Below are 26279 nucleotides of genomic sequence, written 5' to 3'. Positions count from 1 at the left end.
GGCTGTACGGAACGGGTCGTCCGCACACGTCCCGCCGTCCCTGCCGTCCGCGCCGCATCCGCCGTCCGCGCTTTCGAGGAGCATCCGCCCGTGACCGCCGTCACCGTACGCGTCCCCGCCAAGGTCAACGTCCAGCTCGCCGTGGGCGGGCGGCGCGAGGACGGGTTCCACGACCTGGCCAACGTCTTCCTGGCGGTCGGCCTGTTCGACGAGGTGACCGCGGCGCCGGCGCGGGGGCTGCGGATCACCGCGGAGGGCCGCGGCGTGGACGCCGTGCCGCTGGACGAGTCGAACCTGGCGGCGAAGGCGGCCCTCGCGCTGGCCCGGCGGCACGGCGTGGCGCCGGACGCGCACCTGCACATCGCCAAGGACATCCCGGTCGCGGGCGGCATGGCCGGCGGCAGCGCCGACGCGGCGGGCGCGCTGGTGGCGTGCGACGCGCTGTGGGGGACCGGCGCGAGCCGCGAGGAGATGCTGGAGATCTGCGCGGAGTTGGGCAGCGACGTGCCGTTCAGCCTGGTCGGCGGGGCGGCGCTCGGGGTCGGGCGCGGCGACGTGCTGACGCCCCTGGAGGTCGGCGGGGAGTTCCACTGGGTGTTCGTGGCCTCGGACGAGGGGCTGTCGACGCCGGCCGTCTACCGCGAGTGCGACCGTCTGCGGCGCGCGGCGGGCGGCGGTGACTCGGCGGCGGACGTGCCGGCGCCGGCCGCGGCGCCGGCGCTGCTCGCGGCGCTCCGCGCCGGGGACCCGGAGGAGCTGGCCGGGGCGTTGGCGAACGACCTCCAGGCGGCGGCGCTGTCGCTGCGGCCCGACCTGGCGGAGACGCTCGGCGCGGGGGTGGCGGCGGGGGCGCTCGCGGGGATCGTGTCCGGGTCGGGCCCGACCGTGGCGTTCCTCGTCTCCGACGAGGACGCCGCGGACAAGCTCGTCCTCACGTTCGGGCCCGCGGCCCGCGCGGCGTCCTCCCCGGCGCCCGGCGCCACCCGTCTGCGCTGACGGCGCCCCCCTCCGCGCCTCCGGCGCAACCCCTCCCCACTCGCCCACCCGTCTGCGCTGACGGCGCCCCCTCCGCCCACCAGTGCCCCGCCCCCGCCGCCGGCGGCTCACCCGCCGCGGGTGGGACGGCAACCGGGGGCGCCGCCCGGGACGGCCGAGCCCCCAGCCCGCAGCGCAGCCCGAAGCCGTAGGCCCGGGGCCGGAGCCCGGGGCCGGAGCCCAGCCGCAGGCGGCAGCGCCGCCGAGGCCCCAGCCGGGACGGCCGGGTGGGTCGGCGGGGCGGGCTAGGGTTGGGGGAAGGAACGGGCGATCGTAGGAGACATGCTGACGTGGCCGTCAATCTCGTGAACGCCGAGGCCGTCGGCAAGACGTACGGCACCCGGACGCTGCTGGAGGGCCTGAGCATCGGGGTCTCGGAGGGCGACCGGATCGGCGTCGTGGGCCGCAACGGGGACGGCAAGACCACGCTGATCCGGGTGCTGGCGAAGCTGGAGCCGCCGGACTCGGGCCGGGTCACCCACAGCAGCGGGTTGCGCATGGGCGTGCTCACGCAGGCCGACGCGCTCGACCCCGCCGCCACCGTGCGGCACGAGATCGTCGGCGACCGCCCCGACCACGTGTGGGCCGGCGACGCCCGCGTCCGCGACGTGCTGACCGGGCTGTTCGGCGCGCTGGACCTGCCCGGCTTCCCCGACGGCCTGGACACCGTGATCGGCCCGCTGTCCGGCGGCGAGCGCCGCCGGATCGCACTGGCGAAGCTGCTGATCGACGAGCAGGACCTGCTCGTGCTCGACGAGCCGACCAACCACCTCGACGTCGAGGGCATCGCGTGGCTGGCCGGACACCTGCGGGCCCGGCGCTCCGCGCTGGTCTGCGTCACCCACGACCGCTGGTTCCTCGACCAGGTCTGCACCCGGATGTGGGACGTGCAGCGCGGCGCGGTGCACGAGTACGAGGGCGGCTACAGCGACTACGTCTTCGCCCGCGCCGAGCGCGAGCGGATCGCCGCGACCGAGGAGGCCAAGCGGCAGAACCTGGTCCGCAAGGAGCTGGCCTGGCTGCGCCGCGGCGCGCCGGCCCGCACCTCCAAGCCGCGCTTCCGGATCGAGGCGGCCAACGCGCTGATCGAGGACGTGCCGCCGCCGCGCGACAGCGCGGAGCTGATGCGGTTCGCCAACTCCCGCCTGGGCAAGACGGTGTTCGACCTGGAGGACGTGACGATCACCGCGGGCCCCAAGGAGCTGCTGAAGCACATCACCTGGCAGCTCGGCCCCGGCGACCGGTTCGGCCTGGTCGGGGTGAACGGCGCGGGCAAGACCTCGTTCCTGCGGGCGCTCGCGGACGCGGCGGCCAGCGACGGCGAACGGCAGCCGGCGCGCGGCACGGTGGTCGTCGGCAGGACCGTGCGGCTGGCGTACCTGTCCCAGGAGGTCGCGGAGCTCGATCCGGCGCAGCGGGTGCTGCAGGCCGTGGAGTCGGTGCGGCAGCGCGTGGACCTGGGCAAGGGACGGGAGCTGACGGCCGGTCAGCTGTGCGAGAAGTTCGGCTTCACCAAGGAGAAGCAGTGGACGCCGGTCGGCGACCTGTCCGGCGGCGAGCGCCGCAGGCTGCAACTGCTGCGGCTGCTGATGGACGAGCCCAACGTGCTGTTCCTGGACGAGCCGACCAACGACCTGGACATCGAGACGCTGACGCAGCTGGAGGACCTGCTCGACGGCTGGCCGGGCTCGATGGTGGTGATCAGCCACGACCGCTACTTCCTCGAGCGCACCACCGACCGGGTCTACGCGCTGCTCGGCGACGCGACCTTGCGGATGCTGCCGCGCGGCGTGGACGAGTATCTGGAGCGGCGCCGCGCCGCGGCCCCGGCGGCCGCGCCGCCCGCGCCGCCGGCCCGGGAGAAGCCTGGCGACACCCGCGCGGCGAAGAAGGAACTCCAGCGCGTGGAGCGTCAGTTGGACAAGCTCGGCGAGCGCGAGGGCAAGCTGCACGCGCAGATCGCCGAGCACGCCACCGACTTCACCAAGGTCGCCGAACTCGACGCGGAACTGCGCTCGTTGAACGACGAGCGGGAGGAACTGGAGATGCGCTGGCTGGAATTGGCGGAGGACGCGTAGCCGTGCCGGGCGGGAGCGGGCCGGGCGCGGAGGACCGGGCGGGACGGGGAGGACGTGTAGCAGGGCGGTAACGGTCCGGCGGCGGCCGGCGGCGTCGAGTAAGCCGGGTGATAGAAAGAATGACCGCTCACCCGACCATCGCTTTTGCGTCACGAGAAGGACCCGCTGATGTCGCAGCCGCCCCCGCCCCCCGGCAACCCGCCCCAGTTCGGGAAGCCCGAAGGAGCCGTGCCGCCGCCTGCGCCACAGGGCCCCCCGCAGCCGCCGCAGCAGCAGACCCCGCCCCCGCCGCCCGGCCAGGCGCCCCCGCCCGGTTACGGCTACCCGGCCACGCAGGTCAGCCCCGCGCCGCCCCCGCCGCCCGGCGGTTACGGCTACCCGGCCACCCAGGTGAGCCCGACGCCCCCGCCGCCGCCCGGGCAGATGCCCCCGCCGCCGGGCCAGAACCCGTACGCGGCCGCGCCGCCTCCGCCCGGCCAGAACCCGTACGCCGCGGCGCCCACCCAGCCGGCCTTCCCGCAGGCGCAGTACGGGCAGACGCCGCCCGGCTACGGCTACCCCGGGCAGCCGGGCCAGCCCGGTCAGCCGGGCCAGCCCCCGTACGGCTACGGCCAGACGCCGCCCCCCGGCGGTTACCCGCAGCCGTACCAGGGCGCCCCCGCCGGCGGGCGTTCGTCCAACAAGATGGTGATGATCATCGCGGCCGTGGTCGCCGCCGTGCTGGTGGTCGGCGGCGGCGTGTACCTGGCCACCAAGGGCGGCGGCGACGACAAGAAGCCGCAGGCCAGTTCGGGCGGCACCAGCGGCGGCGACAAGACCGGGACCGGGACGCCCAAGCCGCAGGGGCCGACCGCGCTGAGCTTCAAGTACGACGTGAACGCCGACAAGGTGGCCGAGAAGGACAACCTCAAGGACGTCCTCGGCATGTGGTTCACCGACAAGTACGTGGTGAAGAACGAGATCGGCAAGGTCGTCGCGTACGACCTGGACACCGGGGCCCAGGCGTGGACGCTCGCCGCGCCCTCCAACGGCCAGTGCGCCGCCGCCCGCGACTCCTACAACAACATCGCGGCGATCCAGTACGGCGCGAACTGCGAGAAGGTCATGGCGATCAACCTGACCACGGGTGCCGCGCTGTGGAGCAAGAATCTGCCCGGCGGCACCGGCGACAAGTCCGACTTCGACTACACGCAGATGGCCATCAGCGGCGACGCCGTCGGCATCGACTGGCTGTCCGGCTCGATCGCCTACCGGCTCAGCGACCAGAAGGTGCTGTGGCAGGGCGGCGACGGCGACTGCGAGGACGACGGCTACGCGGGCGGCAAGCAGTTCGTCGGCGTCGTCAACTGCGACTACAAGACCTACAAGGTGCAGGTCATCGACCCCGCCGACAACGGCGCGGCGAAGTGGAGCTGGACCGCGCCGGCCGGCACCGAGGTCAACGCGATCGTCTCGACCGACCCGGTGGTGGTGCTGCTGGGCACCGAGGGCACCACGTACACCGACGTGGCGGTCCTGGACAACGGCCGGATGAGGTCGCGGATCTCGCTGGGCACCGAGAAGTACGACATCGACGACGACGGCACCGACGAGCAGTCCGTGCACAACGTGCTGGTCGGCGCCGACGGCACCGTCTACCTGTCGCTGAACGGCCGCAGCGACGCCAACGGCCAGGTGCTCGGCGGCATCGTCGCCTTCGACACCAGCGCCGCCGCCGCGAAGCAGAAGTGGGTGGCCAAGCCCGCCGACAAGCGGGACATCACCGGCCTGGACCTGGTCGACGGCAAGGTGCTCGCCTACGAGCCGCCGGACTACGACGCCAAGGGCAAGCTGGTCACCCTGGACCCGGCGACCGGCGCGATCAGCCCCTACGCGACCTTCCCCGACGACGCCTACGACCACCTGGACCTGGCCGGCATGCACGCCTACCCGGTCTGGCACGACGGGAAGTTCCTGATCGCCAACAACACCATCTACGCCTCGACCTCCAGCGACGAGAAGTACCTGATCTGCTACGGATGACCGGGACCCGCGTGTACCCTCACGCCCAGTGACGCGGACCTCGCCGTGGGGACGGTTGGGACCGCGCCGGCCGCGGTATGACTGGGAAACGGGACCCGGGAACGGGCGATCGGCACGGGCGGCGGTTCGCCCGGGGGGACGGGGGAGACCCGGGATGGGTGTACGGCTGGTCGTGGTCGACGACCACCGGTTGCTGGCCGAGGCGCTGGCCTCGGCGCTGAAGCTGCGCGGGCACCGGGTGCTCGCCGCGGCGGCCCCCGCGCAGGGCGCGGCGGAGCTGGTGCTGACCAGGTCGCCCGAGGTGTGCCTGTTCGGGACCGCGGCGCCGGCCGAGCCCGGCGCCTTCGACGCGGTGGCGCGCATCCGGCGGGAGCGGCCCGCGGTGGCCGTGGTGGTGCTCGGCCCGGTGCCCGACCCGCGCGGCATCGCGGCGGCCTTCGCGGCCGGCGCGTGCGGCTACGTCCGGCACGACGAGCGGATCGAGGGCGTCGAGCGGGCGATGGCCAAGGCCAGGGCGGGCGAGGCGGCCATCGCCCCCGGCCTGCTGCAGGGCGCCTTCGCCGAGCTGCTCAACCCGGCGCGGCAGCCCGACGACGAGGGCGCGCGGCTGCTGGGGATGCTCACGCCGCGCGAGGTCGAGGTGCTGGTCCGGGTCGCCGAGGGCGAGGACACCCGGCTGATCGCGGCCGGCATGCGGATCGCGCCGAGCACCGCGCGCACCCATGTGCAGCGGGTGCTGATGAAGCTGGGGGTCGGCTCCCGGCTGGAGGCCGCGGCGCTCGCGGCCCGCACCGGACTCCTGGACCGCGCCGCCGACCAGGACTGACACCAGGGCCGAAGCCCCGGCACTGACACCAGGGCGGAAGCCCCGCCGCGCGCCCGCTCCCCGCCGCGCGGTGTCTGCGCATACTCTCCGACACTTGTTCGGGTTTGTTTAGTTGTGCCCTCTCGGGACTCGTGGTGCCCTTTTCCTGTCGCCCCCAACTTCGCGCTGCTCGGCGCATTGACTGTACTGTTGCGTTGTGATTCATTGTGTTCGGTTCTGTTGGGTGATTGTGATTGTGGTGTGAGGTGCCTGCCGGGTGAAGAAGACTTCGACGCGGCTCGCGGACGGCCGCGAACTGATCTACTACGACTCCGCGGACGCGGTGGTCCGAGACGCCGTCGACCTGCGCCCACTCGAACCCGTCGCCACCACCTCGCAGACCCGGGACGACCGGCTGCTCGGCGACACCGTGGCGATCGCCTCGCACCGCCAGGGCCGCACCTACCACCCGCCGGCCGACCAGTGCCCGCTGTGCCCCTCGCGTGAGGGCCGGCGCAGCGAGATCCCGGCGGCGGACTACGAGGTGGTGGTCTTCGAGAACCGCTTCCCCTCGCTGACCGGCGACAAGGGCCGCTGCGAGGTGGTGTGCTTCACCTCCGACCACGACGCGTCCTTCGCCGACCTCACTCCCGAGCGGGCCCGGCAGGTGCTCGACGCGTGGACCGACCGCACCCAGGACCTGTCCCAGCTCCCCGGCGTGGTCCAGGTCTACCCGTTCGAGAACCGCGGCGAGGAGATCGGCGTCACCCTCGGCCACCCGCACGGCCAGATCTACGGCTACCCGTTCACCACCCCGCGCACCCAGCTGATGCTCCGCTCGCTGGCCGAGCACCGCGAGCGCACCGGCCGCAACCTCTTCGACGACGTGCTCGCCGACGAGCGCGCCGACGGCAGCCGGATCGTGCTGGCGGGCGAGCACTGGACCGCCTTCGTGCCGTACGCCGCGCACTGGCCCTACGAGGTGCACCTGTACCCCAACCGCCGGGTGCCGGACCTGCTGGGCCTGGACGAGGACGCGCGCGCGGAGTTCCCCGGGATCTACCTCGAACTGCTCCGCCGCTTCGACCGGATCTTCGGCGACGACCAGCCGCCGACCCCGTACATCTCCGGCTGGCACCAGGCGCCCTTCACCGCGCCGGACCGCCGGGACTTCGCCCTCCACCTGGAGCTTTTCACCATCCGCCGGACTTCCGGCAAGCTGAAGTTCCTCGCGGGCTCGGAATCGGGCATGGGCGCCTTCGTCAACGACGTGCCGCCGGAGTCCGCGGCCGCACGACTGCGAGAGGTGGCAACCCCGTGAAGAAGCTGCTGGTGACCGGCGGCGCCGGCTATGTGGGCGGCGTGGTCGCCGCCCACCTGCTGGAGGCCGGACACGCCGTCACCGTGCTGGACGACCTGTCCACCGGCGTGCGCGAAGGGGTGCCGGACGGCGCGGACTTCGTCGAGGGCCGGATCCAGGACGCCGCCAAGGTGCTCGACGGCTCCTACGACGCGGTGCTGCACTTCGCCGCCTCCTCGCAGGTCGGCGAGTCGGTGGCGCGCCCGGAGAAGTACTGGCGCAACAACGTGGCCGGCACGCTCGACCTGCTGGACGCGATGCGCGACGCCGGGGTGCGCACGCTGGTCTTCTCCTCCACCGCCGCCACCTACGGCGAGCCGGCCGGCACCCCGATCACCGAGGACATGCCGACCGCGCCCACCAACCCCTACGGCGCGAGCAAGCTCGCCGTCGACCACATGATCTCCGCCGAGTGCGCCGCGCACGGCCTGTCCGCGGTGTCGCTGCGCTACTTCAACGTGGCCGGCGCGTACGGCCGGCACGGCGAGCGGCACGACCCGGAGTCGCACCTGATCCCGCTGGTGCTCCAGGTCGCCCAGGGCCGCCGCGCCGCGATCTCGGTCTTCGGCGACGACTACCCGACGCCCGACGGCACCTGCCTGCGCGACTACATCCACGTCGCCGACCTCGCCGAGGCCCACCTGCTGGCCCTCGACCACGCCCACCCGTCGCCCGCCACCGCCCCCGGCCGCGATGCCGCGCACCGCCCCTCCCGATCCGGCGGCCACCTGATCTGCAACCTCGGCAACGGCGAGGGCTTCTCGGTGCGCCAGGTCGTGGAGGCCGCGCGCGAGGTCACCGGCCACCCGATCCCGGTCACCGTCGAGCCGCGCCGGCCCGGCGACCCGGCGGTGCTGGTCGCCTCCGCGGAGCGCGCCCGCACGGTACTGGGCTGGCGCCCGCGCCGCACCGACCTCGCGGAGATCATCCGCGACGCATGGACCTTCGCCACATCGGCCGGGAAGGACGACGCATGAGCGACACCGCCGCGACGGGGACGGCGGGAGCGGGGACGACCGCGACCGCGAGAACCGACACCGCGAGAGGCGACACGGCGAGCACTGGCAGCGCAAGCGCCGGCAGCGCGGGCAGCGCAAGCGCCGGCAGCGCGGGCGCCGACACCGCCAGGGGCGACCTCGCCGCATTCGAGGCCGCGTTCGAGGACGTCTTCGGGCGGGCCCCCGAGGGCAGCTGGGCGGCGCCCGGCCGGGTCAACCTGATCGGCGAGCACACCGACTACAACGACGGCTTCGTGATGCCCTTCGCGCTGCCGCACACCACCCGCGCCGCGGTCGCCCGCCGCGACGACGGCCTGCTGCGGCTGCACTCCGCCGACATGGACGGCGGCGTGGTCGAACTGCGCGTCGCCGACCTCGCGCCCGGCGGCACCGAGGGCTGGGGCCGCTACCCGGCGGCCGTGCTGTGGACGCTGCGGCAGGCCGGGCACGACATCGGCGGCGCGGACATCCACTACGACAGCACCGTGCCGGTCGGCGGCGGCCTGTCCTCCTCCGCCGCGCTCCAGGTGGTCACCGCGCTCGCGCTGACCGAGCTGCACGGCGTGCGCGGCCTGTCCCGGCAGCAGCTCGCGCTGCTCTGCCAGTCCTCGGAGAACACCTACGTCGGCGCGCCGGTCGGCGTCATGGACCAGACCGCGTCCGCCTGCTGCACCGAGGGCCACGCGCTGCACCTGGACGTGCGGGGCCTGGCCCAGCGCCAGGTGCCGTTCGACCTGGCCGCCGAGGGCCTGCGGCTGCTGGTGTGCGACACCCGGGTCAAGCACGCCCACGCCGACGGCGCCTACGGCCGGCTGCGGTCCGGCTGCGAGGCCGCCGCCGCCGCGCTCGGCGTGCCGGCGCTGCGCGACGTGGCCTTCGACGCGCTGGACGAGGCGCTGGCCGCGCTGCCCGACGAGCGGCTGCGCCGGCTGACCAAGCACGTGGTCACCGAGAACCGCCGGGTCGAGGAGGTGCTCGCGCTGCTCGACGCCGGGCGCACCCGCGAGATCGGCCCGGTGCTTACCGCGGGCCACGTCTCGCTGCGCGACGACTTCCGCATCTCCTGCGAGGAGTTGGACCTCGCGGTGGACACCGCGCTGGCCGCCGGGGCGCTCGGCGCGCGGATGACCGGCGGCGGCTTCGGCGGCTCGGCGATCGTGCTGATCGAGGCGGCCGACGAGGAGAAGGTGTCCGCGGCGCTGGCCGCGGCGCTGCCGCAGGCCCGCCAGTTCACCACCACGCCCGGCGCCGGAGCCCGCAGGCTCGGCTGACCGGCGCCTCTCGTACGGTACGGGTCCGCGCGGGCCCGTACCCGTACGGCCGCGGGCCGATGCCTGTGGCCGCCGACGCGGCCCTGCCCGCCGGGGCTCAGCTCCTGCGGTGGCCGATCAGCCGCGGCGCGGGCTCCAGGCCCGACAGGCCGTTCCAGGACAGGTTGACCAGGTGCGCGGCCACCTCGGCCTTGCCGGGGCGCTGCACCTCCAGCCACCACTGGCCGGTGAGCGCCACCATGCCCACCAGCGCCTGCGCGTACAGCGGGGCGAGCCCCGGGTCGAAGCCGCGCTGCTCGAACTCCTGGCCGAGGATGTCCTCGACCTGGGTGGCGATGTCGCCGATCAGCGAGGCGAAGGTGCCGGTCGACTGGGCGACCGGCGAGTCCCGCACCAGGATGCGGAAGCCGTCGGTGTGCTGCTCGATGTAGTCGAGCAGCGCGAACGCGGCCTGCTCCAGCAGCTCCCTGGGGTGGCCGCCGGTCAGCGCGCCGGTGACCATGTCCAGCAGCCGGTGCATCTCGCGGTCCACCACCACCGCGTAGAGCCCCTCCTTGCCGCCGAAGTGCTCGTAGACCACCGGCTTGGACACGCCCGCCTTGTGGGCGATCTCCTCCACCGAGGTGCCGTCGTAGCCGCGTTCGGCGAAGAGCACCCGGCCGACGTCCAGCAGCTGTTCGCGCCGTTCCTTGCCGGTCATGCGGACCCGGCGTCCGCGGCGTGCCGCCGGGCCCGCCGCGGCGCCGGGCGTCCCCCGCTCGTCGCTGCCGTCGCTCACCGGGTCATCACGCCGCTTCGCGCACCGATTCCTCGGCGGCGCCGGCCGCGGCCTTCGTGGGAGTCTGCCGGCGCGACTCGATCCGGGCGGCGTCCGGCCAGCGCACGTCGGTGGCCCAGCCGGCCTGCTCGAACCACCTGATCACCCGGGCGCTGGAGTCGATCTGACCGCGCAGCACCCCGTGCCGGGCGGCCGTGGGGTCGGCGTGGTGCAGGTTGTGCCAGGACTCGCCGCACGAGAGCACCGCCAGCCACCACACGTTCCCGGAGCGGTCACGGGACTTGAACGGGCGCTTGCCGACCGCGTGGCAGATGGAGTTGATGGACCAGGTGACGTGGTGCAGCAGCGCCACCCGAACGAGCGAACCCCAGAAGAACGCGGTGAACGCGCCGTACCACGACATGGTGGCCAGGCCGCCGACCAGCGGGGGCAGCAGCAGCGAGATCGCCGTCCAGAGCCAGAAGTCGCGCGAGATGCGGCGGATCGCCGGGTCCTTGATCAGGTCGGGCGCGTACTTCTGCTGCGGGGTCTGCTCCTCGTCGAACAGCCAGCCCATGTGCGCCCACCACAGGCCCTTCATCAGGGCCGGCAGCGTCTCGCCGTAGCGCCACGGGCTGTGCGGGTCGCCCTCGGCGTCGCTGAACTTGTGGTGCCTGCGGTGGTCGGCCACCCAGCGCACGATCGGGCCCTCGACGGCCATCGAGCCGGCGATCGCCAGCGCGATCTTCAGCGGCCGGTTCGCCTTGAACGAGCCGTGCGTGAAGTGCCGGTGGAAGCCGATGGTGATGCCGTGGCAGCCCAGGAAGTACATCCCGACCATCAGGCCGAAGTCCAGCCAGCTCATCCCGCGGCCCCAGGCCAGCGGGATCGCCGCGGCCAGCGCGACGAAGGGGATGCAGATGAACAGCAGGAGGGCGACCTGCTCGATCGACCGCTTGCTCTCGCCGCCCCGGGTGGCGAGCGGCGTCTCGGGTTGCTGTCCTGTGGGCCCGGGGTCCCGGGACTCTGTGATCACGTCCGTCTGAGTGGTCATACCTGTCCCTTGTGGAGGGGTTCGGATGGGGGTGAGAGGGGTGTGCGGAAGGGTCGGTGGAGGCGGCGCCCGTAACCTACGGCTCCGTAAGTATTGCAGCGGCGCTCGCGGCGGCAACAGGACCACACGGGTTCCCGGGTCCGTCCGGCCTCGCCGCGGGGCGCGCCGAGGGCCTCGCGGACGGCGCCTGGAGTAGGAAAGGCTTGCCTTGCCTACCCCGCATACCTACCCTGATCTCCGTCGCATCCATCACCCGAGGTGCGGCATGATGGGAACCGCAGGTCCGGCGGGTCCAACCGGCCCATGGGACCCGCCGAGTTGATCCGCCGTGGTGTAATTGGCAGCACTGGGGCTTTTGGTGCCTTAAGTCCGGGTTCGAGTCCTGGCGGCGGAGCGGGAAGCGCGGCGCGGGCACGCGCCCGGCCGGATGTCGGCCGGCGCCGGTCCCTCGACCGGTCGGTATCCTGCGGGTGTCCAGCACCCGAAGCCGAGGAGCCCCCTCCCGTGAGTCCCGATCGCCCGGCTGCCGTCGTCATCCTCGCCGCGGGTGAGGGCACACGCATGAAGTCGGCAACCCCCAAGGTCCTGCACGCCATCTGCGGCCGCTCGCTGGTCGGCCACGCCGTCGCCGCCGCCCGCGCCCTGGACCCCGAACACCTCGCCGTGGTCGTCGGACACGGCCGCGAGCAGGTCGCCGCGCACCTCGCCGAGGCCGACCCGGCCGCGGTGGTCGCCGTCCAGGAGGAGCAGAACGGCACCGGCCACGCCGTGCGCGTCGCGCTCCAGGAGCTGACCGCCCGCGGCGTCGTGCTCGACGGCACCGCCGTGGTCACCTACGGGGACGTGCCGCTGCTGACGGCGGGGACGCTGGCCGGGCTGGTCGCCGCGCACGAGGCGGAGGGCAACGCGGTGACCGTGCTCACCGCCCAGGTCCCCGACCCGACCGGCTACGGCCGGATCATCCGCGCCGCCGACGGCCAGGTCACCGCGATCGTGGAGCAGAAGGACGCCACCGACGCCCAGCGCGCGGTCCGCGAGATCAACTCCGGGGTCTACGCCTACGACGCCCGGCTGCTGGCCGAGGCGCTCGGCAAGGTCACCACCGACAACTCCCAGGGCGAGGAGTACCTCACCGACACCCTGGCGATCCTGCGCGCGGCCGGCCACCGGGTCGGCGCCTGCGCCGCCGCGGACCACCGCGAGATCGCCGGCGTGAACAACCGGGTGCAGCTCGCCGAGGCCCGCCGGGTGCTCAACGAGCGGCTGCTGACCCGCGCCATGCTGGACGGCGCGACCGTCGTCGACCCCGCCTCCACCTGGCTGGACGTCGACGTGCGGCTGGCGCCCGACGCGGTGGTGCACCCCAACACCCAGCTGCTGGGCGCCACCTCGGTCGGCGAGGGCGCCGAGGTCGGCCCCAACTGCACGCTCACCGACACCGAGGTCGGCCCCGGGGCCAAGGTGTCCAACACCGTCGCCGACCACGCCGAGATCGGCGCGCAGGCGAGCGTCGGCCCGTTCGCGTACCTGCGTCCCGGCACCCGGTTGGGTGAGAAGGCCAAGGCCGGCACGTATGTCGAGATGAAGAACGCCGCCATCGGCGAGGGCACCAAGGTGCCGCACCTGAGCTACGTGGGCGACGCCACCATCGGCGAGTACACCAACATCGGCGCCGCCAGCGTCTTCGTGAACTACGACGGCGAGGCCAAGCACCACACCACCATCGGCAGTTACTGCAAGACCGGCTCGGACAACATGTTCGTGGCCCCCGTCGTGGTCGGCGACGGCGCCTACACCGCGGCCGGCTCGGTCATCACCAAGGACGTGCCGGCCGCTCGCTGGCCGTCGCCCGCGGGCAGCAGCGCAACATCGAGGGCTGGGTCGCCCGCAAGCGCCCCGGCAGCGCCGCCGCGCAGGCCGCCGAGCGCGCGGAGCGGCGGGACCAGCCGGCGGACGGTCCCGGCCAGGACGCGTGAGGGTCGCGTGAGGAGCCGGTGAGGGGAGTACGTGAGGGGCGTCTCACCGGCCGGTCCCAGGTGCACAGATGCGCCGGATCGGGCGTACCGTGTGCCGTGCACACAATTCCGCCGGCTCGTCCGAACCCAGGGCGGCGCTGTGTCGAACACCAGTCGAACACCAAGGAGACGGTGCAGTGACCGGGATCAAGACGACCGGTGAGAAGAAGCTGATGCTCTTCTCCGGCCGCGCCCACCCCGATCTGGCGGAGGCGGTGGCCCACGAGCTGGACGTGGAGCTGGTGCCCACCCGCGCCTTCGATTTCGCCAACGGCGAGATCTACGTGCGGTTCGAGGAGTCGGCGCGCGGCGCCGACTGCTTCCTGATCCAGAGCCACACCAACCCGATCAACCAGTGGATCATGGAACAGCTGATCATGATCGACGCTCTGAAGCGGGCCTCCGCGCGGAGCATCACCGTGATCGTGCCGTTCTACGGCTACGCCCGGCAGGACAAGAAGCACCGCGGCCGCGAGCCGATCTCGGCCCGGCTGATGGCCGACCTGTTCAAGACCGCGGGCGCCGACCGCATCCTCACCGTCGACCTGCACACCGACCAGATCCAGGGCTTCTTCGACGGCCCGGTGGACCACCTGTTCGCGCTGCCGATCCTCGCCGACTACGTGGGCGCCAAGGTCGACCGCACCAAGCTCACCGTGGTCTCGCCGGACGCCGGCCGGGTCCGGGTCGCCGACCGCTGGTGCGACCGGCTCGGCGCGCCGCTGGCCATCGTGCACAAGCGCCGCGACCCCGACGTCGCCAACCAGGTCAAGGTGCACGAGGTGGTCGGCGACGTGCGCGGCCGGGTGTGCGTGCTGGTGGACGACATGATCGACACCGCGGGCACCATCTGCGCCGCCGCCGACGCGCTGTTCGCCAGCGGCGCCGAGGACGTCATCGTCACCGCCACGCACGGCGTGCTCTCCGGCCCGGCGGCCGACCGGCTGAAGAACTCCAAGGTCAGCGAGTTCGTGCTGACCGACACGCTGCCCACGCCCGGGCAGCTGGACCTGGACAAGATCACCGTGCTGTCGATGGCGCCGACCATCGCCAACGCCGTCCGCGAGGTCTTCGAGGACGGCTCGGTCACCAGCCTCTTCGAGGGCGCGCACTGACCGCGCGGGCCCGTCCGGGGCCCGCGTCGGCCGGTCCGCCGCCGGCCGGCCCGCACTGATCGATTTCGTCCGGGGCCCGCCCGCCGGTTACGCTGTCCGCGTTGCTCGGCGAGGGAGGCCCCGGACGCGTGTCCGGCGGATCTCCGTTATCGACGCGCTCCTCGTGGACAGCTCGCAGGAGACTCCTAGGAGAACGGCCTGTCGTGGGTCGGGCGACCCGATCGTGCTCTTCCGCACGAGCCCTTCCACACACGAGGAGTTGAGCGACATGGCCGAGGTCAAGATCGCCGCCGAGGTGCGCACCGAGTTCGGCAAGGGCGCCGCCCGCCGGGTGCGCCGCGCCAACCAGGTCCCCGCCGTCATCTACGGCCACGGCGCGGACCCCAAGCACGTCACCGTCCCCGGCCACGAGCTGCTGCTCGCGCTGCGCACGCCGAACGTCCTGATCTCGCTGGAGATCGGCGGCACCTCCGAGCTGGTCATCCCCAAGGCCGTGCAGCGCGACCCGCTGAAGGGCTTCCTGGAGCACGTCGACCTGCTGTCGGTCAAGCGCGGCGAGAAGGTCACCGTCGAGGTCCCGGTCGTCTCCGAGGGCGAGCTGGCCCCCGGCGGCAACCTGCTGGAGCACGTCCTCGCCGCGCTGCCGGTCGAGGTCGAGGCCACCCACATCCCCGAGGGCTTCACCGTCTCCGTCGAGGGCCTGGAGGCGGGCGCCTCCATCCTCGCCAAGGACGTGGAGCTGCCCAAGGGCGCCACGCTGGCCGTCGACGAGGACGCCGTGGTGATCCAGGTCGTCGCCGCCCAGGTCGAGGCCGCCGCCGAGGGCGAGGGCGAGGAGGCCGCCGAGGGCGAGTCCGCCGAGGCCGCCGAGGCCCCCGCCGAGGCCTGATCCCGTCGGTCCGACGCGATCGGCCGCCGCCGCCCGGACCGCGGGGGACGGCCCGATCCACGACGAACCGGCCGGCCGCCGTCGTGCCCTGCGGGTGCGGCGGCGGCCGTCTGTCCGAGCCGCCGCGTGAGGGAGAGACCCGATGAGCGACACCGAAGGGCCCTGGCTGGTGGTGGGCCTGGGCAACCCCGGCCCCGAGTACGCGGGCAACCGGCACAACATCGGCTTCATGGTGGCCGACCTGCTCGCCGAGCGCGTCGGCGGGAAGTTCAAGCGGTCCGGCAGGGCGCAGGCCCAGGTGATCGAGGGGCGGATCGGCCCGCCGGGACCGGCCGGGCAGCGGGTGGTGCTCGCCAAGCCGATGTCGTACATGAACCTGTCCGGCGGACCGGTGACCGCGCTCAAGGAGTTCTACCGGGCGCCCACCGAGCGGATCGTCGCGGTCCACGACGAGCTGGACCTCGACTACGGCACGCTGCGGCTCAAGCTCGGCGGCGGCGACAACGGCCACAACGGCCTGAAGTCCATCACCAAGTCGCTCGGCGCGAACTACCTGCGGGTGCGCGCCGGGATCGGCCGGCCGCCCGGCCGGATGGACGTGGCGGCCTTCGTGCTCAAGGACTTCTCGGCCGCCGAGCGCAAGGACCTGGACTGGTTCGTGGACCGCGCGGCCGACGCGGTCGAGGCGCTGGTCACCGAGGGCCTGGAGCGGGCGCAGAGCGCCTACAACGGCTGAGCCGACGCCGGGCCGCCCTGGGGGCCCCGCGCGGGGCCGTACCCGGAGGGCGGTCCGGTCGGCGCCGGGCGCGGACGTGGCCGTCCCGCGCGGCGGTTGACCGGACGGCACGCCATGGCCAAAGATCGCCCGCATGGTCACACGCAGCCGTTCGCGGCGGGCCGCCGAGGGCGCCTGGGGGCTGGTGCTGCTCGCGCGGGTGGTGGGCGCGGCGCTGCTCGCGCTGCTGATCGTGGTCTCCGGCGGCTGGGACTCCTGGCGCACCGCCCACTACGTGATGCTGACCAAGGGCCGCGAGCACGGCACCGTCACCCTCGTCCACTGCGGCGACACCGACTGCACCGGGCCGTTCACACCCGACGGGTCGGCGACCGCCCGGCCGCGGGTCACGGTCGGCCTGCCGGTCCGCCACCACGTCGGCGACCGCGTCCCGGTGGTCATCAAGCCCGGCACGGACACCGCGGTCCGCTCCGGCTGGGGCGGCGTCTTCTTCGCCTGGGTCCCGCTCGGCGGCGCCCTGCTGCTCGCCGCGGTCGTCGTCGCCGGTGGGCTGCGGATGCGCCGCACCGCCTGGACCCTCGCGGTCCTGGGCGCGGCGCTGCTGGGGGCGGCGTTCCTGACCCTGAGCACGGGCTGACCCTGAGCACAGGCTGACCGGCGCACGGGCCGATCCTGAGCACGGGCTGACCCTGAGCACGGGCTGACCCTGAGCACGGGCTGACCGGCGCACGGGCTGACCGGCGCACGGCCGGCCGGGTCGCCCCGCGCCCGGCCGGCCGCACGCACCGGGGCGTCAGCCCGCCGCGGCCGCCGGCTCCAGGAACTCCAGCCGGTTGCCGACCGGGTCCTCGGCGTAGAACCGCCTGTACCCGGGCAGGTCGTCGTCCCACACCACGGCGACGCCGTGCCCGCCCAGCCGCTCGGCGACGTCGCGGATACCGGTGACCCGCAGGCCCGGGTGGGCCTTGCGCGCGGGCCGGAAGTCCTGCTCGATCCCCAGGTGCAGCACCGCGTCGCCGCCGGCGAACCAGCAGCCGCCGCGCGCGGCCAGCACCGGCGGCTTGGCCAGCTCGGTCATGCCGAGCACACCGCCGTAGTACGCCCGCAGCGCCTCCTCGCTGCCGGGCGGCGCGGCGAGCTGCACGTGGTCCAGGCCGGTGATCACGCCGGCCCCCGGCGTCCGCGCCTGACGCCGGGCCCGCGGCCCGGGCGCCGCCGGCCGGGGACGCGTCGTGCAGCGGCGCGCGGGCCACCGCGAATATCCGGCGGAACGGGAAGACCGTGCCGTGCGGACCGGCCGGGTACGCCTTGCGGAGCAGGTCGCGGTACTGGCCGACGAACTCGCGGATCGCCTCGCGGTCCTCGTCCAGCGCGGTGAGCACCGGGCGCAGAGCGGTGCCCTTGGTCCACTCCAGCACCGGGTCCTCGCCCTGGAGGAGCTGGACGTAGGTGGTCTCCCACACGTCGGCGTCCGCGCAGCCGTACTCGGTGAGCTTCTCCAGATAGCCGGCCGGGCTGAGGATGTGGACGTAGCGCCGGCCGTGGCCGTCCAGCCGGGCCCGCCAGCGCGGGGTGTCGCACAGCTCGTCCAGCAGCGCGTGGCTGGGCGCGGTGAAGTTGCCCGGCACCTGGAAGGCCAGGACGCCGCCGGGGGTCAGCCGGGCGAGCCAGTCGGGGAAGCGGTCGGCGTGGCCGGGCACCCACTGCAGCGCCGCGTTGGAGACGATCAGGTCGAAGGGCTCCTCGGGCGTCCACTGCGCCGCGTCGGCCCGCCGGAAGTCCAGGCTGCCGCCGCCCGCGGTCGGCCCCGCGTAGTGCTCTGCGGCGGCCAGCATCTCGCGCGAGCTGTCGAACCCGGTGATCCGCGCGCCGGGCCAGCGGTCGGCGAGCAGCGCCGTCACGTTGCCGGGGCCGCACCCGATGTCGGCGATCCGCGGCGCGTCGCCCCCGGGCAGGTCGGTGATCCTGGTCAGCAGGTCGAGAAACGGCCGGGTGCGATGGGTCGAGTGCCGGAGGTACTGTTGCGGGTCCCACGTCGGGGCTGCTTGCATCGTTCGTACTCCCTGGGTTCTCGGAGCCTGAGCAACTGCTTCCAGGCTCCACCCCGAGATATCTTGATGTCAAGAGACTTCATGTCGACAGACCTACTACACTGAACGCCATGGAGGACGAGGTCGACCGGCTGGTCGCTGCATGGCGCCGAGAGCGCCCCGACCTCGACGTCGAGCCGCTGGAGGTGCTCAGCCGGGTCAGCAGGCTCGCCCGGCATCTGGACCGGGCCCGGCGGCTGGCCTTCGCCGAGCACAGCCTCGAACCCTGGGAGTTCGACGTGCTCACCTCGCTGCGCCGGGCCGGGCCGCCGTACCAGCTCTCCCCGGGCCAGCTGCTCACCCAGACCCTCGTCACCTCCGGCACCATGACCAACCGGATCGACCGGCTGGCCAAGAAGAAGCTGGTCGAGCGGCTCCCCGACCCCTCCGACCGGCGCGGGGTGCTGGTCCGCCTCACCGCCGAGGGCCGCGACCGCGCCGACGAGGCGCTGGCCGGCCTGCTCGCCCAGGAGCGAGCCATCCTGGCCGAACTGAGCGAGCGCCAGCGCGTCGAACTGGCCGCGCTGCTACGACAGCTGACCGCGCCGTTCGACAACGTCCCCGGCTGACGGCGCGAGCGAGGGCAGCAGCGACGGCACCGGGCCGGTGCCGGAGTCCGCCGGGCCCACCCCGGCTCTGCGGGCCAGCGCCACCGCCGCCAGCGTCGAGTGCACGCCCAGCTTGCCGAGCACGTTCTGCATGTGGGTGCGGACCGTGTGCGGGGACAGGAACAGCCGCTCGGCGACCGCCTTGCGGCCGAGCCCCGCCACCATGCAGCGCAGCACCTCCTGCTCGCGCGGCGTCAGCGACTCCACCAGCCGCTCGCTCTCGGTGCGGTCGCGCCGCGCCGCGGTCAGCTCCCGCAGCACCCCGGTCAGCAGCGCCGGCGGCAGGTGCGTCTCGTCGCGCAGCACACCGCGCACCACGGCCAGCAGCCGCGACAGCGAGCAGTCCTTGGCGACCCAGCCGAAGGCCCCCGCCTGCAGCGCGCGGGCCGCGCGCACCGGGTCGTCCCGCTCGGCCAGCACCACGGTACGGGTGCCGGGGTGCTCGGCCCTGACCCGTTCGACCAGCGCCAGGCCGTCGAGCACCGGGTCGCGCGGTTCCAGCGCGCGGGCCATGCCGGGGGCGCCGGAGATCCCGGCCGGCCTGGTCGGACCGGTCGTCCCGGCCGGCCTGGTCGGGACGGCGGTCCTGGCCGCCGCGGACAGCCCGGCCGCCGCGACCGACGCCGTTCCCGCCGCCGGGCCCGCGACCCCCGCGCCGACCGGCAGCGGCGGCACCGCGGCCAGCGTCACCGGCGGGCGCGGCTCGCCGCCCAGGTCCGCGTCCACCAGCACGACGTCGTAGCGGCGGTTGTCCACCGCGGCCCGGTCCAGGCAGCGCTGCGCCGCCGGGCCGCTGCCCGCGGCCGACACGTCGACGTCCGGCTCGGCCGCGAGCGCGGCCGCGAGGGACTCGGCGAAGATGCGATGGTCGTCGACCACGAGTACGCGGATTCGTGCCACGGACACCACTCCCGATGTTGCGCGCTCCCCCGGCGGCGGCGGGGCGTGCTGCGCGTAGAGCCCGGTACCCGGCGCCGGACCGCCGTCCCGCGCCGGGTACCGGACCCCTTGCGTCTCGCCCCCTGATGAGCGCCGGCCCCACCGGCGCTGTGGGAAAAGCGTAGGGGTTCGGTGCGCGAATGGAACCGTCTTGGCAGAACTTCACGTGCCCGATACCCGGCCGACCGCCGAAGGTCCGCACCAACCGGCCGCCCGCGGCCGTGCGGGCGGCCACCGGCGGCCGGCGCGGTCGCGTCAGCCGGTGTTGCGCAAGCCCGCCGCCACGCCGTTGACGGTCAGCAGCAGCGCCCGTGCCAGCAGCGGGTCGGGCTCCTCGCCCGCGGCCGCCGCCGCGCGCTGCCGGGCCAGCAGCGACACCTGGAGGTAGGAGATCGGGTCCAGGTACTGGTCGCGGATGCGGAACGTACGGGCCAGCGCCGGGCTGCCGGCCAGCAGCTCGCTCTCCCCGGTGATCCGCAGCACCTCGCGGACCGTCAGCTCGTGCTCGGCCTCGATCGTGGCGAAGACGTGCTTCAGCTCGTCCGGCACCAGCGTGTCGACGTAGTGCCGGGCGATCCGCAGATCCGTCTTGGCCAGCGTCATCTCGACGTTGGACAGGAAGTTGCGGAAGAAGTGCCACTGCCCGTACGCCTCGTCGATCACCGCGTCCAGGCCCGCCTCCCGCGCGGCCTTCAGACCCGTGCCGACCCCGTACCAGCCGGGCACGATCTGCCGGGACTGGGTCCAGCCGAAGACCCACGGGATGGCCCGCAGCCCGTCCAGCCCCGCGTCGGAGTCCGGGCGACGGGACGGCCGCGAGCCCAGGTGCAGGTCGCCGAGCTGGTCGACCGGCGTCGAGGCGAAGAAGTACGGCGGCAGGTCCGGGTCCTCCACCAGCTCGCGGTACGCGCCGTGCGCCGCGTCCGAGATGATGTCCATCGCCGCGTCCCAGCGGGCCAGCGCCTCGTCGGACTGCCGCGGCGCGGTGTGCATCGCCGACGCCTGGAGCGTCGCGGCGACCGTCAGCTCCAGATTCTCCCGGGCCAGCGCCGGGAGCAGGTACTTGTCGGAGATGACCTCGCCCTGCTCGGTCACCTTGATCTCGCCCTCCAGCGTGCCCCACGGCTGGGCGAGGATCGCCGAGTGCGAGGGGCCGCCGCCGCGGCCGACGGTGCCGCCGCGGCCGTGGAACAGCCGCAGCCGCACCCCGTGCCGGTGCGCCACGTCGCGCAGCCGGCGCTGCGCCCGGTGGATCTCCCACTGCGAGGTGGTGATGCCGCCGAACTTCGAGGAGTCGGAGTAGCCGAGCATGACCTCCTGCACGTCGCCGCGCAGCGACACCAGCCGCCGGTAGGAGGGGTCGGAGAGCATCTCGTCCAGCAGCTTGTCGGCGATCTTCAGCTCGACGGTGGTCTCCAGCAGCGGCACGATGCCGATCTTCGCCACGCCCGCGTGCAGGTCGATCAGCCCGGCCTCGCGGGCCAGCACCGCGGCGGCGAACACGTCGTCGGAGCCGAAGCACATCGAGATGATGTACGACTCCATCACCTCGGGCCCGAACCGCTCGAACGCCTCGCGCATGGTGTGGAAGACGCCGAGGGTCTTGGCGCCCGCGGCGTCCAGCGGGGCCGGCGTCGGGGCCAGCGGGCGGCGCGAGCGCAGCTCCTTGGCCAGCAGCTTGCGCCGGTAGTCGCGCGGCATGTCGGCGTACCGCCAGGACTCCTCGCCGAGCCGGTCGAACAGCTGGCCCAGCGCGTGGTGGTGCGCCTCGGCGTGCTCGCGCACGTCCATCGTGGCCAGTTGCAGGCCGAACGCGGACAGGGTGCGGATGGTGCGGTCCATCCGCCCGTCGGCGATCAGCCCGCCGCGGTGGGCGCGCAGCGACTCCTGGATCAGCCGCAGGTCCTGCAGCAGCTCGGCGGTGCCCAGGTAGTCGCGGCCCGGCACGTGCGGGAGCCGGCCGCCAGCCGCTCGCGGGTGTTGACCAGCTTCTGCCGGATGCAGGTGGCCTTCAGCCGGTAGGGCTCCTCGGCGTTCAGCCGCTTGTAGCGCGGGCTGATCTCGGGCAGCGCCACCAGGTCGTTGGACAGCGAGTCCAGCAGCTCGGTGCTGGCGCCGGAGTTGCGGATGGAGTTCGACAGCGCGCCGCGCAGGTCGTCCGCCAGCTCCAGCGCGTCGGTGATGCCGTGCTCGTGCTGGAGGATCAGCACGTCCCAGGTGACCTGCGGGGTGACGTTCGGGTTGCCGTCGCGGTCGCCGCCGATCCAGGTGCCGAAGGTCAGCGGCCGGGTGCCGGGCGGCAGCGGGAAGCCGACCCGCTCCAGCTCGGCGGCCAGGTCCTCCAGCACGTCGCCGACCGCGCCGGCGTGCAGCTCGTCCAGGTAGTAGATCGCGTTGCGGGCCTCGTCGGCCGGCTCCGGGCGCACCACCCGCAGCTCGTCGGTCTGCCACAGCAGGTCGATGTTCTCCGCCAGCCGCAGGTCGGTCCGGCGGCGGTCGCCGGCCGCGTCGCCCTCGTCCAGCAGCTCGGCGATCCGGCGCAGCTTGTTCAGCACCGAGCGGCGGGCCGCCTCGGTGGGGTGCGCGGTGAACACCGGCCGCACGTTGAGGTTGCGGACGGTCTCCCGTACGTGCTCGGGGTCGCCCTCCTTGAGCAGGTCGGCGGTCTGCGCCAGCAGCCCGCCCTCGGCCGCCCGCAGCGCCCGCAGGTCGCGCCCGCGGTGCACCTGCTCGGTGACGTTCGCCAGGTGGAAGTAGGTGGAGAAGGCGCGGACCAGCTTGGCCGCGGTCTCCAGGTCGGTCTCGCCGAGCAGGGCGGCGGCGGCCTCGCCGTCGCTGCGGGTCAGGGCGCGGACCTTCTCGACCAGGTCCAGCAGCTCCTGCCCCTCCTGCCGGACGAGCGTGCCGCCGAGCAGGTCGCCCAGGCGTCGGATGTCGGCTCGCAGGGCGGTGCTGCTGTCAGGTGCGGTGTCGGCGCTGCTCACAGGTGCGGCTCCTTGTGCAGTGGGATGGACGACGGCAGATGACGAATGGGCTCGCGGACCGCGCTGTCCGACGGCTCAAGGATAGGTCGCGTCCCCGCCGGTGAGACGGCCAGCCCACCTGGCGGGACGAGGGGCGCTCGCGCGGGGCGGTACGGGGGCGGCGGGGGCGTGGCGCGGGCGGGGGGGCCGGTTGCCGCGGCGCGGCGGCGGGGCGTGGCGCGGGCGGGAGTGGGCTGGCCAGGTGGTAGGGGGCAGCGCCTAGGCTGGACGCCATGAGTACGACGGGGGCGCACGTACCGGACGACGGGGCTGGGGGACGGCCCCGGGCCCGGACCGGCCTGTGGTGGTGGACGCGGCGGCGCAGCTTCCTGCTGGACGCCACGCTCGCCGCGGTGTCGGCGGTGGAGAGCGCCTTCGAGGGCGCGACCTTCGCGCAGAAGATCGGCGTGGCGGCCGGCGCGGGCGCGCTGTTCGGCGTGCTGGTCGGCGCGGTGCTGCTGCTGCGCCAGCGCCGGCCGGTGGCGGTGGTGCTGGTCGGCATCGCGGTGTGCCCGGCCCAGATGGGCTACCTCCTCTCCCTGGTCGGCCTGTACACCCTCGCCGCGTCCGACGTGCCGCGCCGCATCACCGCCCTGCTGGCCGGCATGAACGGCGTCGGCACCGGCATCGTCGTCTTCCTCAGCTTCCAGGGCAGCCTGCGCGACTCCGACAGCGACAGCTCCATGTCGCTGCCGCTGGTGCTGGTCGTCTCGGTGCTCACCGCGCTCGGCCTGACCGCGCCGCCGGTGCTGCTCGGCCTCTACGTGCGGGCCAGGCGCCGGCTGGTGGAGAGTCTGCGCGAGCGCGCCGACGGCCTGGAACGCGAGCTGGAGCTGCTCGCGGAGAAGGCGCTGGAGCGGGCCGAGCGGGCCCGCGCGGACGAGCGCACCCGCATCGCGCGCGACATGCACGACGTGGTCGCGCACCGCGTGAGCCTGATGGTGGTGCACGCCGCCGCGCTCAAGGCGGTCGCCCTGAAGGACCCGGCCAAGGCGTCGGCCGGCGCGGAGCTGCTCGGCGACATGGGGCGGCAGGCGCTGAACGAGCTGCGGCAGATGCTGGGGGTGCTGCGGGCGGAGCCCGAGGCGGGGTCCGCGGCGGGGGCCGCGGCGGCGGGATCGGCGGGGGCGGGATCGGCGGCGGCCGGCTCGGTGTCCGGGGCGTCCGGGGGGACGGCGGTGACGGCCGCCGCCGGGGGCCTCGCGGCGGCGGGCGAGGCGGTGGCGTCCGCCGGGACGGCCGGGGGCGCGGCACTCGCGGCGGTGCCGACGGCGGGAGCGGGGGTGGAGGCGCGGTGGGAGCCGGAGGACGCGGACGCGGCCGCCGCGCTGGTCGCCGCGGGCGAGGGCCCGTGCCTGGCCCGGCTCTCCGACCTGGTCGAGCAGTCGGCGGCGGCCGGGATGGGCGTCGAGCTGGCGGTCGAGGGGGAGTCCCGCCCGTGCGGGGCGCGGATCGAGGCGACCGTCTACCGCGTCGTCCAGGAGGCGCTGACCAACGTCCACAAGCACGCGGCCGGCGCGAAGGCCCGCGTCCTCCTCGCCTATCGCGAGGCCGAGGTCGCGGTCCTCATCGTCAACGGTCCCTCCGACGGCACCCCCGCCGCCGCCCTCCCCAGCGGCGGCCACGGCCTCCTCGGCATGCGCGAACGCGTCTCCGCCCACGGCGGCGGCTTCGCCGCCGGCCCCACCCCCGAAGGCGGTTTCCGCGTCTCCGCCATGATCCCCACCCCGGCCTAGCCCCGGCCCCCCCGAGGGCGCCCCCGGCCCCTCCGGAGGACTCGGCCCCCGCACCGCCGGCGGAGACCACCACCACGCGGCCGGCACCGGGGGCAACCCCACCCGACGAGCCACCCGCACCCGCGAGCCGGAGCACGGGAGGACGGTCAGCCGCCACCCGATCCGCACTCGCCCCTCCGCTCACCGGGGGGAAGCCGCCGATGGCGGGGCCGGGCAGGGGGGCGGTCAGCCGCCCCCCGGTCCGCAGCCGCCCCCCGCCCACTCGGGGAGAGCCGCCGGCGGCGGGGGCGGGGCAGGGGAGGGCGGTCAGCCGCCACCCGGTCCGCAGCCGCCCCCCGCCCACTCGGGGAGAGCCGCCGGCGGCGGGGGCGGGGCACGGGAGGACGGTCAGCCGATCAACAATCCGCACGGGTGGCTGCGGGTGGGGGGACGGGACCCGGCGCCGGAGGCGGCGGGCTCGGGGGGCGCACCCGGCCGCGCCGTCAACGGTCCACGCTCACCGAGCAAGCGCCGACGACCTACGGCTCACGCCCGGTGAGCGCCGCAAGCGTCGCCCGGATGTGCGCCAAGTGCTCGCGAATCTCCTCGCGGTGCTGCTCATGCTCGCGCAGAGCGCGCTCCGCGTCGTGCCGCACCCGCTCCTCGTGCATCCGCGCCTCCGCGAGCAGCGCTGACGCCCGCGCCTCCGCATCGGCCTGCTGCGCCCGCAGACTCTCCTCCGCCTCGGCCCGTTCCCGGTGCGCCTCCTGCAACCGCCGCTCGGCGTCCGCCAGCAGCTCCGCCAGCCGATCGTCGACGACCGAGTTCTGTTCGCCCAGCTCGCGGTCGAGCCCGGCCAGCCGTTCCTGCCGCTGCCGGTCGACCTCCGCCTGCTCCTGGTCGAGCCGCTGCCGCACCGCGTCGAACGCGCCGGTCGCCTCGCCGCGCACCGCGTCCGCCTCCGCGCGGGCCTGCCCGAGGATCTCCGCGGCGCGCTCGCACGCCTCGTCCAGCACCGCCTGCGCCTGGTCCTCCGCCGCCGCGACCCGCGCCGACGCCGCGGCCCGCGCCTCGTCCTGGAGGGTGCGGCGCGCGGTCTCCGCGGCGTCCCGCGCGTGCTGGGCCTCGGCCTCGGCCCGCTCGCGCACCGCCGCGGCCTCCTCCTCGACCATCCGCAGCAGTTCGGCCGCGCCCTCGCCGAGCGTCTCGAAGCCCGAGGCGCCGAGCGCCTCCACCTGCTCCAGCAACTGCCGGCACTCGGCGTCCATCTCGTTGGCCAGCACGGTCAGCCGGGCGGCGCGCTCCCATGCGGCGTCGCGGTTCTCCGACAGCTCGTCCAGGAAGCGGTCCACCTGGTCGGGCCGGTAACCGCGGCCCCGCACCGTGTCGAACCGCGGCTGCGCCGGCGGCGGCGCGGGTGGCGGTGAAGGCGGCGCGGAGGCGGATGACGGCGCGGACCGCGCCGGGGCGCCGGCCGCCGAAGTGTCCGGTGTGGTCGTGTCACTGCTCATGCCCTCTGCCCCTCGCCGTCGGGCCGGTCCGAGTCATGGCCGCACCTGCTGACCAATTGTTGGCTTATGCCCGAATTGTACGGGCTTCGACCCTCCGACCCTTCTCCTACCCACTGTCCGGCGCGGCGATGACCGGACAGCCCCCGTGATTCACCCTGAACCGGCGTGAACCGGGCGCGAGTCGGCGCCGTCCTGCGCGTGCCGGCGGCGACACGGCGGTGCCGCCACGCGCCGGGGCTCGGCAGCGACACGGCGATG

Annotated in this window: 18 protein-coding genes, 1 tRNA gene and 3 pseudogenes; 15 read left to right on the top strand and 7 right to left on the bottom strand. The window is 74.4% G+C overall.

Features of this window, described 5'->3' with window-relative positions; translation table 11 throughout:
• Positions 1–90 precede the first annotated feature (90 nt).
• From VSR01_RS14190 to galK, 7 genes are all read left to right on the top strand, one after another.
• Positions 91–996 (top strand): 4-(cytidine 5'-diphospho)-2-C-methyl-D-erythritol kinase, encoded by a 906-nt coding sequence (locus tag VSR01_RS14190; protein ID WP_326449575.1) that lies wholly within the window; start codon positions 91–93, stop codon positions 994–996.
• 329 nt (positions 997–1325) lie between these two features.
• Positions 1326–3113: an ABC-F family ATP-binding cassette domain-containing protein gene (locus VSR01_RS14185; RefSeq protein WP_326449574.1), complete on the top strand. Its 1788-nt coding sequence runs from the start codon at positions 1326–1328 to the stop codon at positions 3111–3113.
• A gap of 168 nt (positions 3114–3281) precedes the next feature.
• Entirely contained in the window at positions 3282–5135 is a 1854-nt protein-coding gene (locus VSR01_RS14180; protein ID WP_326449573.1) for an outer membrane protein assembly factor BamB family protein, read from the top strand.
• A 154-nt stretch (positions 5136–5289) separates the two neighbouring features.
• On the top strand, positions 5290–5961 hold the full coding sequence (locus VSR01_RS14175) for a helix-turn-helix transcriptional regulator (RefSeq protein WP_326449572.1): 672 nt from the start codon (positions 5290–5292) through the stop codon (positions 5959–5961).
• A 256-nt stretch (positions 5962–6217) separates the two neighbouring features.
• Positions 6218–7261, top strand: a complete 1044-nt coding sequence (gene galT / locus VSR01_RS14170) for a galactose-1-phosphate uridylyltransferase (protein ID WP_326449571.1) — start codon at positions 6218–6220, stop codon at positions 7259–7261.
• Positions 7258–8277, top strand: a complete 1020-nt coding sequence (galE, locus tag VSR01_RS14165; RefSeq protein ID WP_326449570.1) for a UDP-glucose 4-epimerase GalE — start codon at positions 7258–7260, stop codon at positions 8275–8277. The genes galT and galE overlap by 4 nt, the downstream gene beginning before the upstream one ends.
• Complete coding sequence (gene galK / locus VSR01_RS14160) at positions 8274–9569, top strand: galactokinase (RefSeq protein WP_326449569.1); 1296 nt, start codon at positions 8274–8276, stop codon at positions 9567–9569. Before galE ends, galK begins: the two co-directional genes overlap by 4 nt.
• A 97-nt stretch (positions 9570–9666) precedes the next feature.
• On the opposite strand, the gene VSR01_RS14155 is transcribed toward galK, so the two are convergent.
• Together VSR01_RS14155 and VSR01_RS14150 are read right to left on the bottom strand one after the other, a co-directional pair.
• The gene (locus VSR01_RS14155) at positions 9667–10269 is read right to left on the bottom strand and encodes a TetR family transcriptional regulator (RefSeq protein WP_442785673.1); all 603 of its coding nucleotides are present in this window, start codon (positions 10267–10269) and stop codon (positions 9667–9669) included.
• Between the two features lie 85 nt (positions 10270–10354).
• Entirely contained in the window at positions 10355–11380 is a 1026-nt protein-coding gene (locus tag VSR01_RS14150) for an acyl-CoA desaturase (RefSeq protein WP_326449567.1), read from the bottom strand.
• Between the two features lie 322 nt (positions 11381–11702).
• Here VSR01_RS14150 and VSR01_RS14145 point away from each other — a divergent pair.
• The 6 genes and pseudogenes from VSR01_RS14145 to VSR01_RS14120 all read left to right on the top strand — a co-directional run bounded on the left by VSR01_RS14145 (position 11703) and on the right by VSR01_RS14120 (position 16772).
• Positions 11703–11774, top strand: a tRNA-Gln gene (locus VSR01_RS14145).
• Positions 11775–11884: 110 nt separating this feature from the next.
• A pseudogene (gene glmU / locus VSR01_RS14140) lies at positions 11885–13356 on the top strand (bifunctional UDP-N-acetylglucosamine diphosphorylase/glucosamine-1-phosphate N-acetyltransferase GlmU).
• Positions 13357–13532: 176 nt separating this feature from the next.
• Positions 13533–14510 (top strand): ribose-phosphate diphosphokinase, encoded by a 978-nt coding sequence (locus VSR01_RS14135; protein WP_326449566.1) that lies wholly within the window; start codon positions 13533–13535, stop codon positions 14508–14510.
• 268 nt (positions 14511–14778) lie between these two features.
• Positions 14779–15399, top strand: coding sequence for a 50S ribosomal protein L25/general stress protein Ctc (locus VSR01_RS14130; protein WP_326449565.1), 621 nt, complete (start codon positions 14779–14781; stop codon positions 15397–15399).
• A 142-nt stretch (positions 15400–15541) separates the two neighbouring features.
• The gene (gene pth / locus VSR01_RS14125) at positions 15542–16135 is read left to right on the top strand and encodes an aminoacyl-tRNA hydrolase (protein WP_326449564.1); all 594 of its coding nucleotides are present in this window, start codon (positions 15542–15544) and stop codon (positions 16133–16135) included.
• Between the two features lie 133 nt (positions 16136–16268).
• Positions 16269–16772: a hypothetical protein gene (locus VSR01_RS14120; RefSeq protein WP_326449563.1), complete on the top strand. Its 504-nt coding sequence runs from the start codon at positions 16269–16271 to the stop codon at positions 16770–16772.
• A gap of 156 nt (positions 16773–16928) precedes the next feature.
• Here the strand turns inward: VSR01_RS14120 and VSR01_RS14115 are convergent, their stop codons facing one another.
• Both VSR01_RS14115 and VSR01_RS14110 read right to left on the bottom strand, forming a co-directional pair.
• On the bottom strand, positions 16929–17300 hold the full coding sequence (locus tag VSR01_RS14115; protein ID WP_326449562.1) for a VOC family protein: 372 nt from the start codon (positions 17298–17300) through the stop codon (positions 16929–16931).
• Positions 17301–17379: 79 nt separating this feature from the next.
• Positions 17380–18186 (bottom strand): annotated as a pseudogene (locus VSR01_RS14110) (trans-aconitate 2-methyltransferase); the annotation flags it as partial.
• 110 nt (positions 18187–18296) lie between these two features.
• On the opposite strand from VSR01_RS14110, the gene VSR01_RS14105 reads away from it, so the two are divergent.
• A complete protein-coding gene (locus VSR01_RS14105) occupies positions 18297–18794 on the top strand; it encodes a MarR family winged helix-turn-helix transcriptional regulator (RefSeq protein ID WP_326449561.1) in 498 nt (165 codons plus the stop codon).
• On the opposite strand, the gene VSR01_RS14100 is transcribed toward VSR01_RS14105, so the two are convergent.
• Positions 18753–19733, bottom strand: a complete 981-nt coding sequence (locus VSR01_RS14100) for a response regulator transcription factor (protein WP_326449560.1) — start codon at positions 19731–19733, stop codon at positions 18753–18755. The genes VSR01_RS14105 and VSR01_RS14100 overlap by 42 nt on opposite strands.
• A gap of 294 nt (positions 19734–20027) precedes the next feature.
• A pseudogene (gene ppc / locus VSR01_RS14095) lies at positions 20028–22756 on the bottom strand (phosphoenolpyruvate carboxylase).
• 272 nt (positions 22757–23028) lie between these two features.
• On the opposite strand from ppc, the gene VSR01_RS14090 reads away from it, so the two are divergent.
• The gene (locus tag VSR01_RS14090) at positions 23029–24531 is read left to right on the top strand and encodes a sensor histidine kinase (protein WP_326449559.1); all 1503 of its coding nucleotides are present in this window, start codon (positions 23029–23031) and stop codon (positions 24529–24531) included.
• A 518-nt stretch (positions 24532–25049) separates the two neighbouring features.
• Here the strand turns inward: VSR01_RS14090 and VSR01_RS14085 are convergent.
• Positions 25050–26021 (bottom strand): DivIVA domain-containing protein, encoded by a 972-nt coding sequence (locus VSR01_RS14085; protein ID WP_326449558.1) that lies wholly within the window; start codon positions 26019–26021, stop codon positions 25050–25052.
• Between the last annotated feature and the right edge of the window lie 258 nt (positions 26022–26279).

It is taken from the genome of Actinacidiphila sp. DG2A-62 (assembly GCF_035825295.1).
In the GTDB taxonomy this organism is placed as follows: Bacteria; Actinomycetota; Actinomycetes; order Streptomycetales; family Streptomycetaceae; genus Actinacidiphila.
This window is presented reverse-complemented; position numbering and strand designations above follow the sequence as displayed.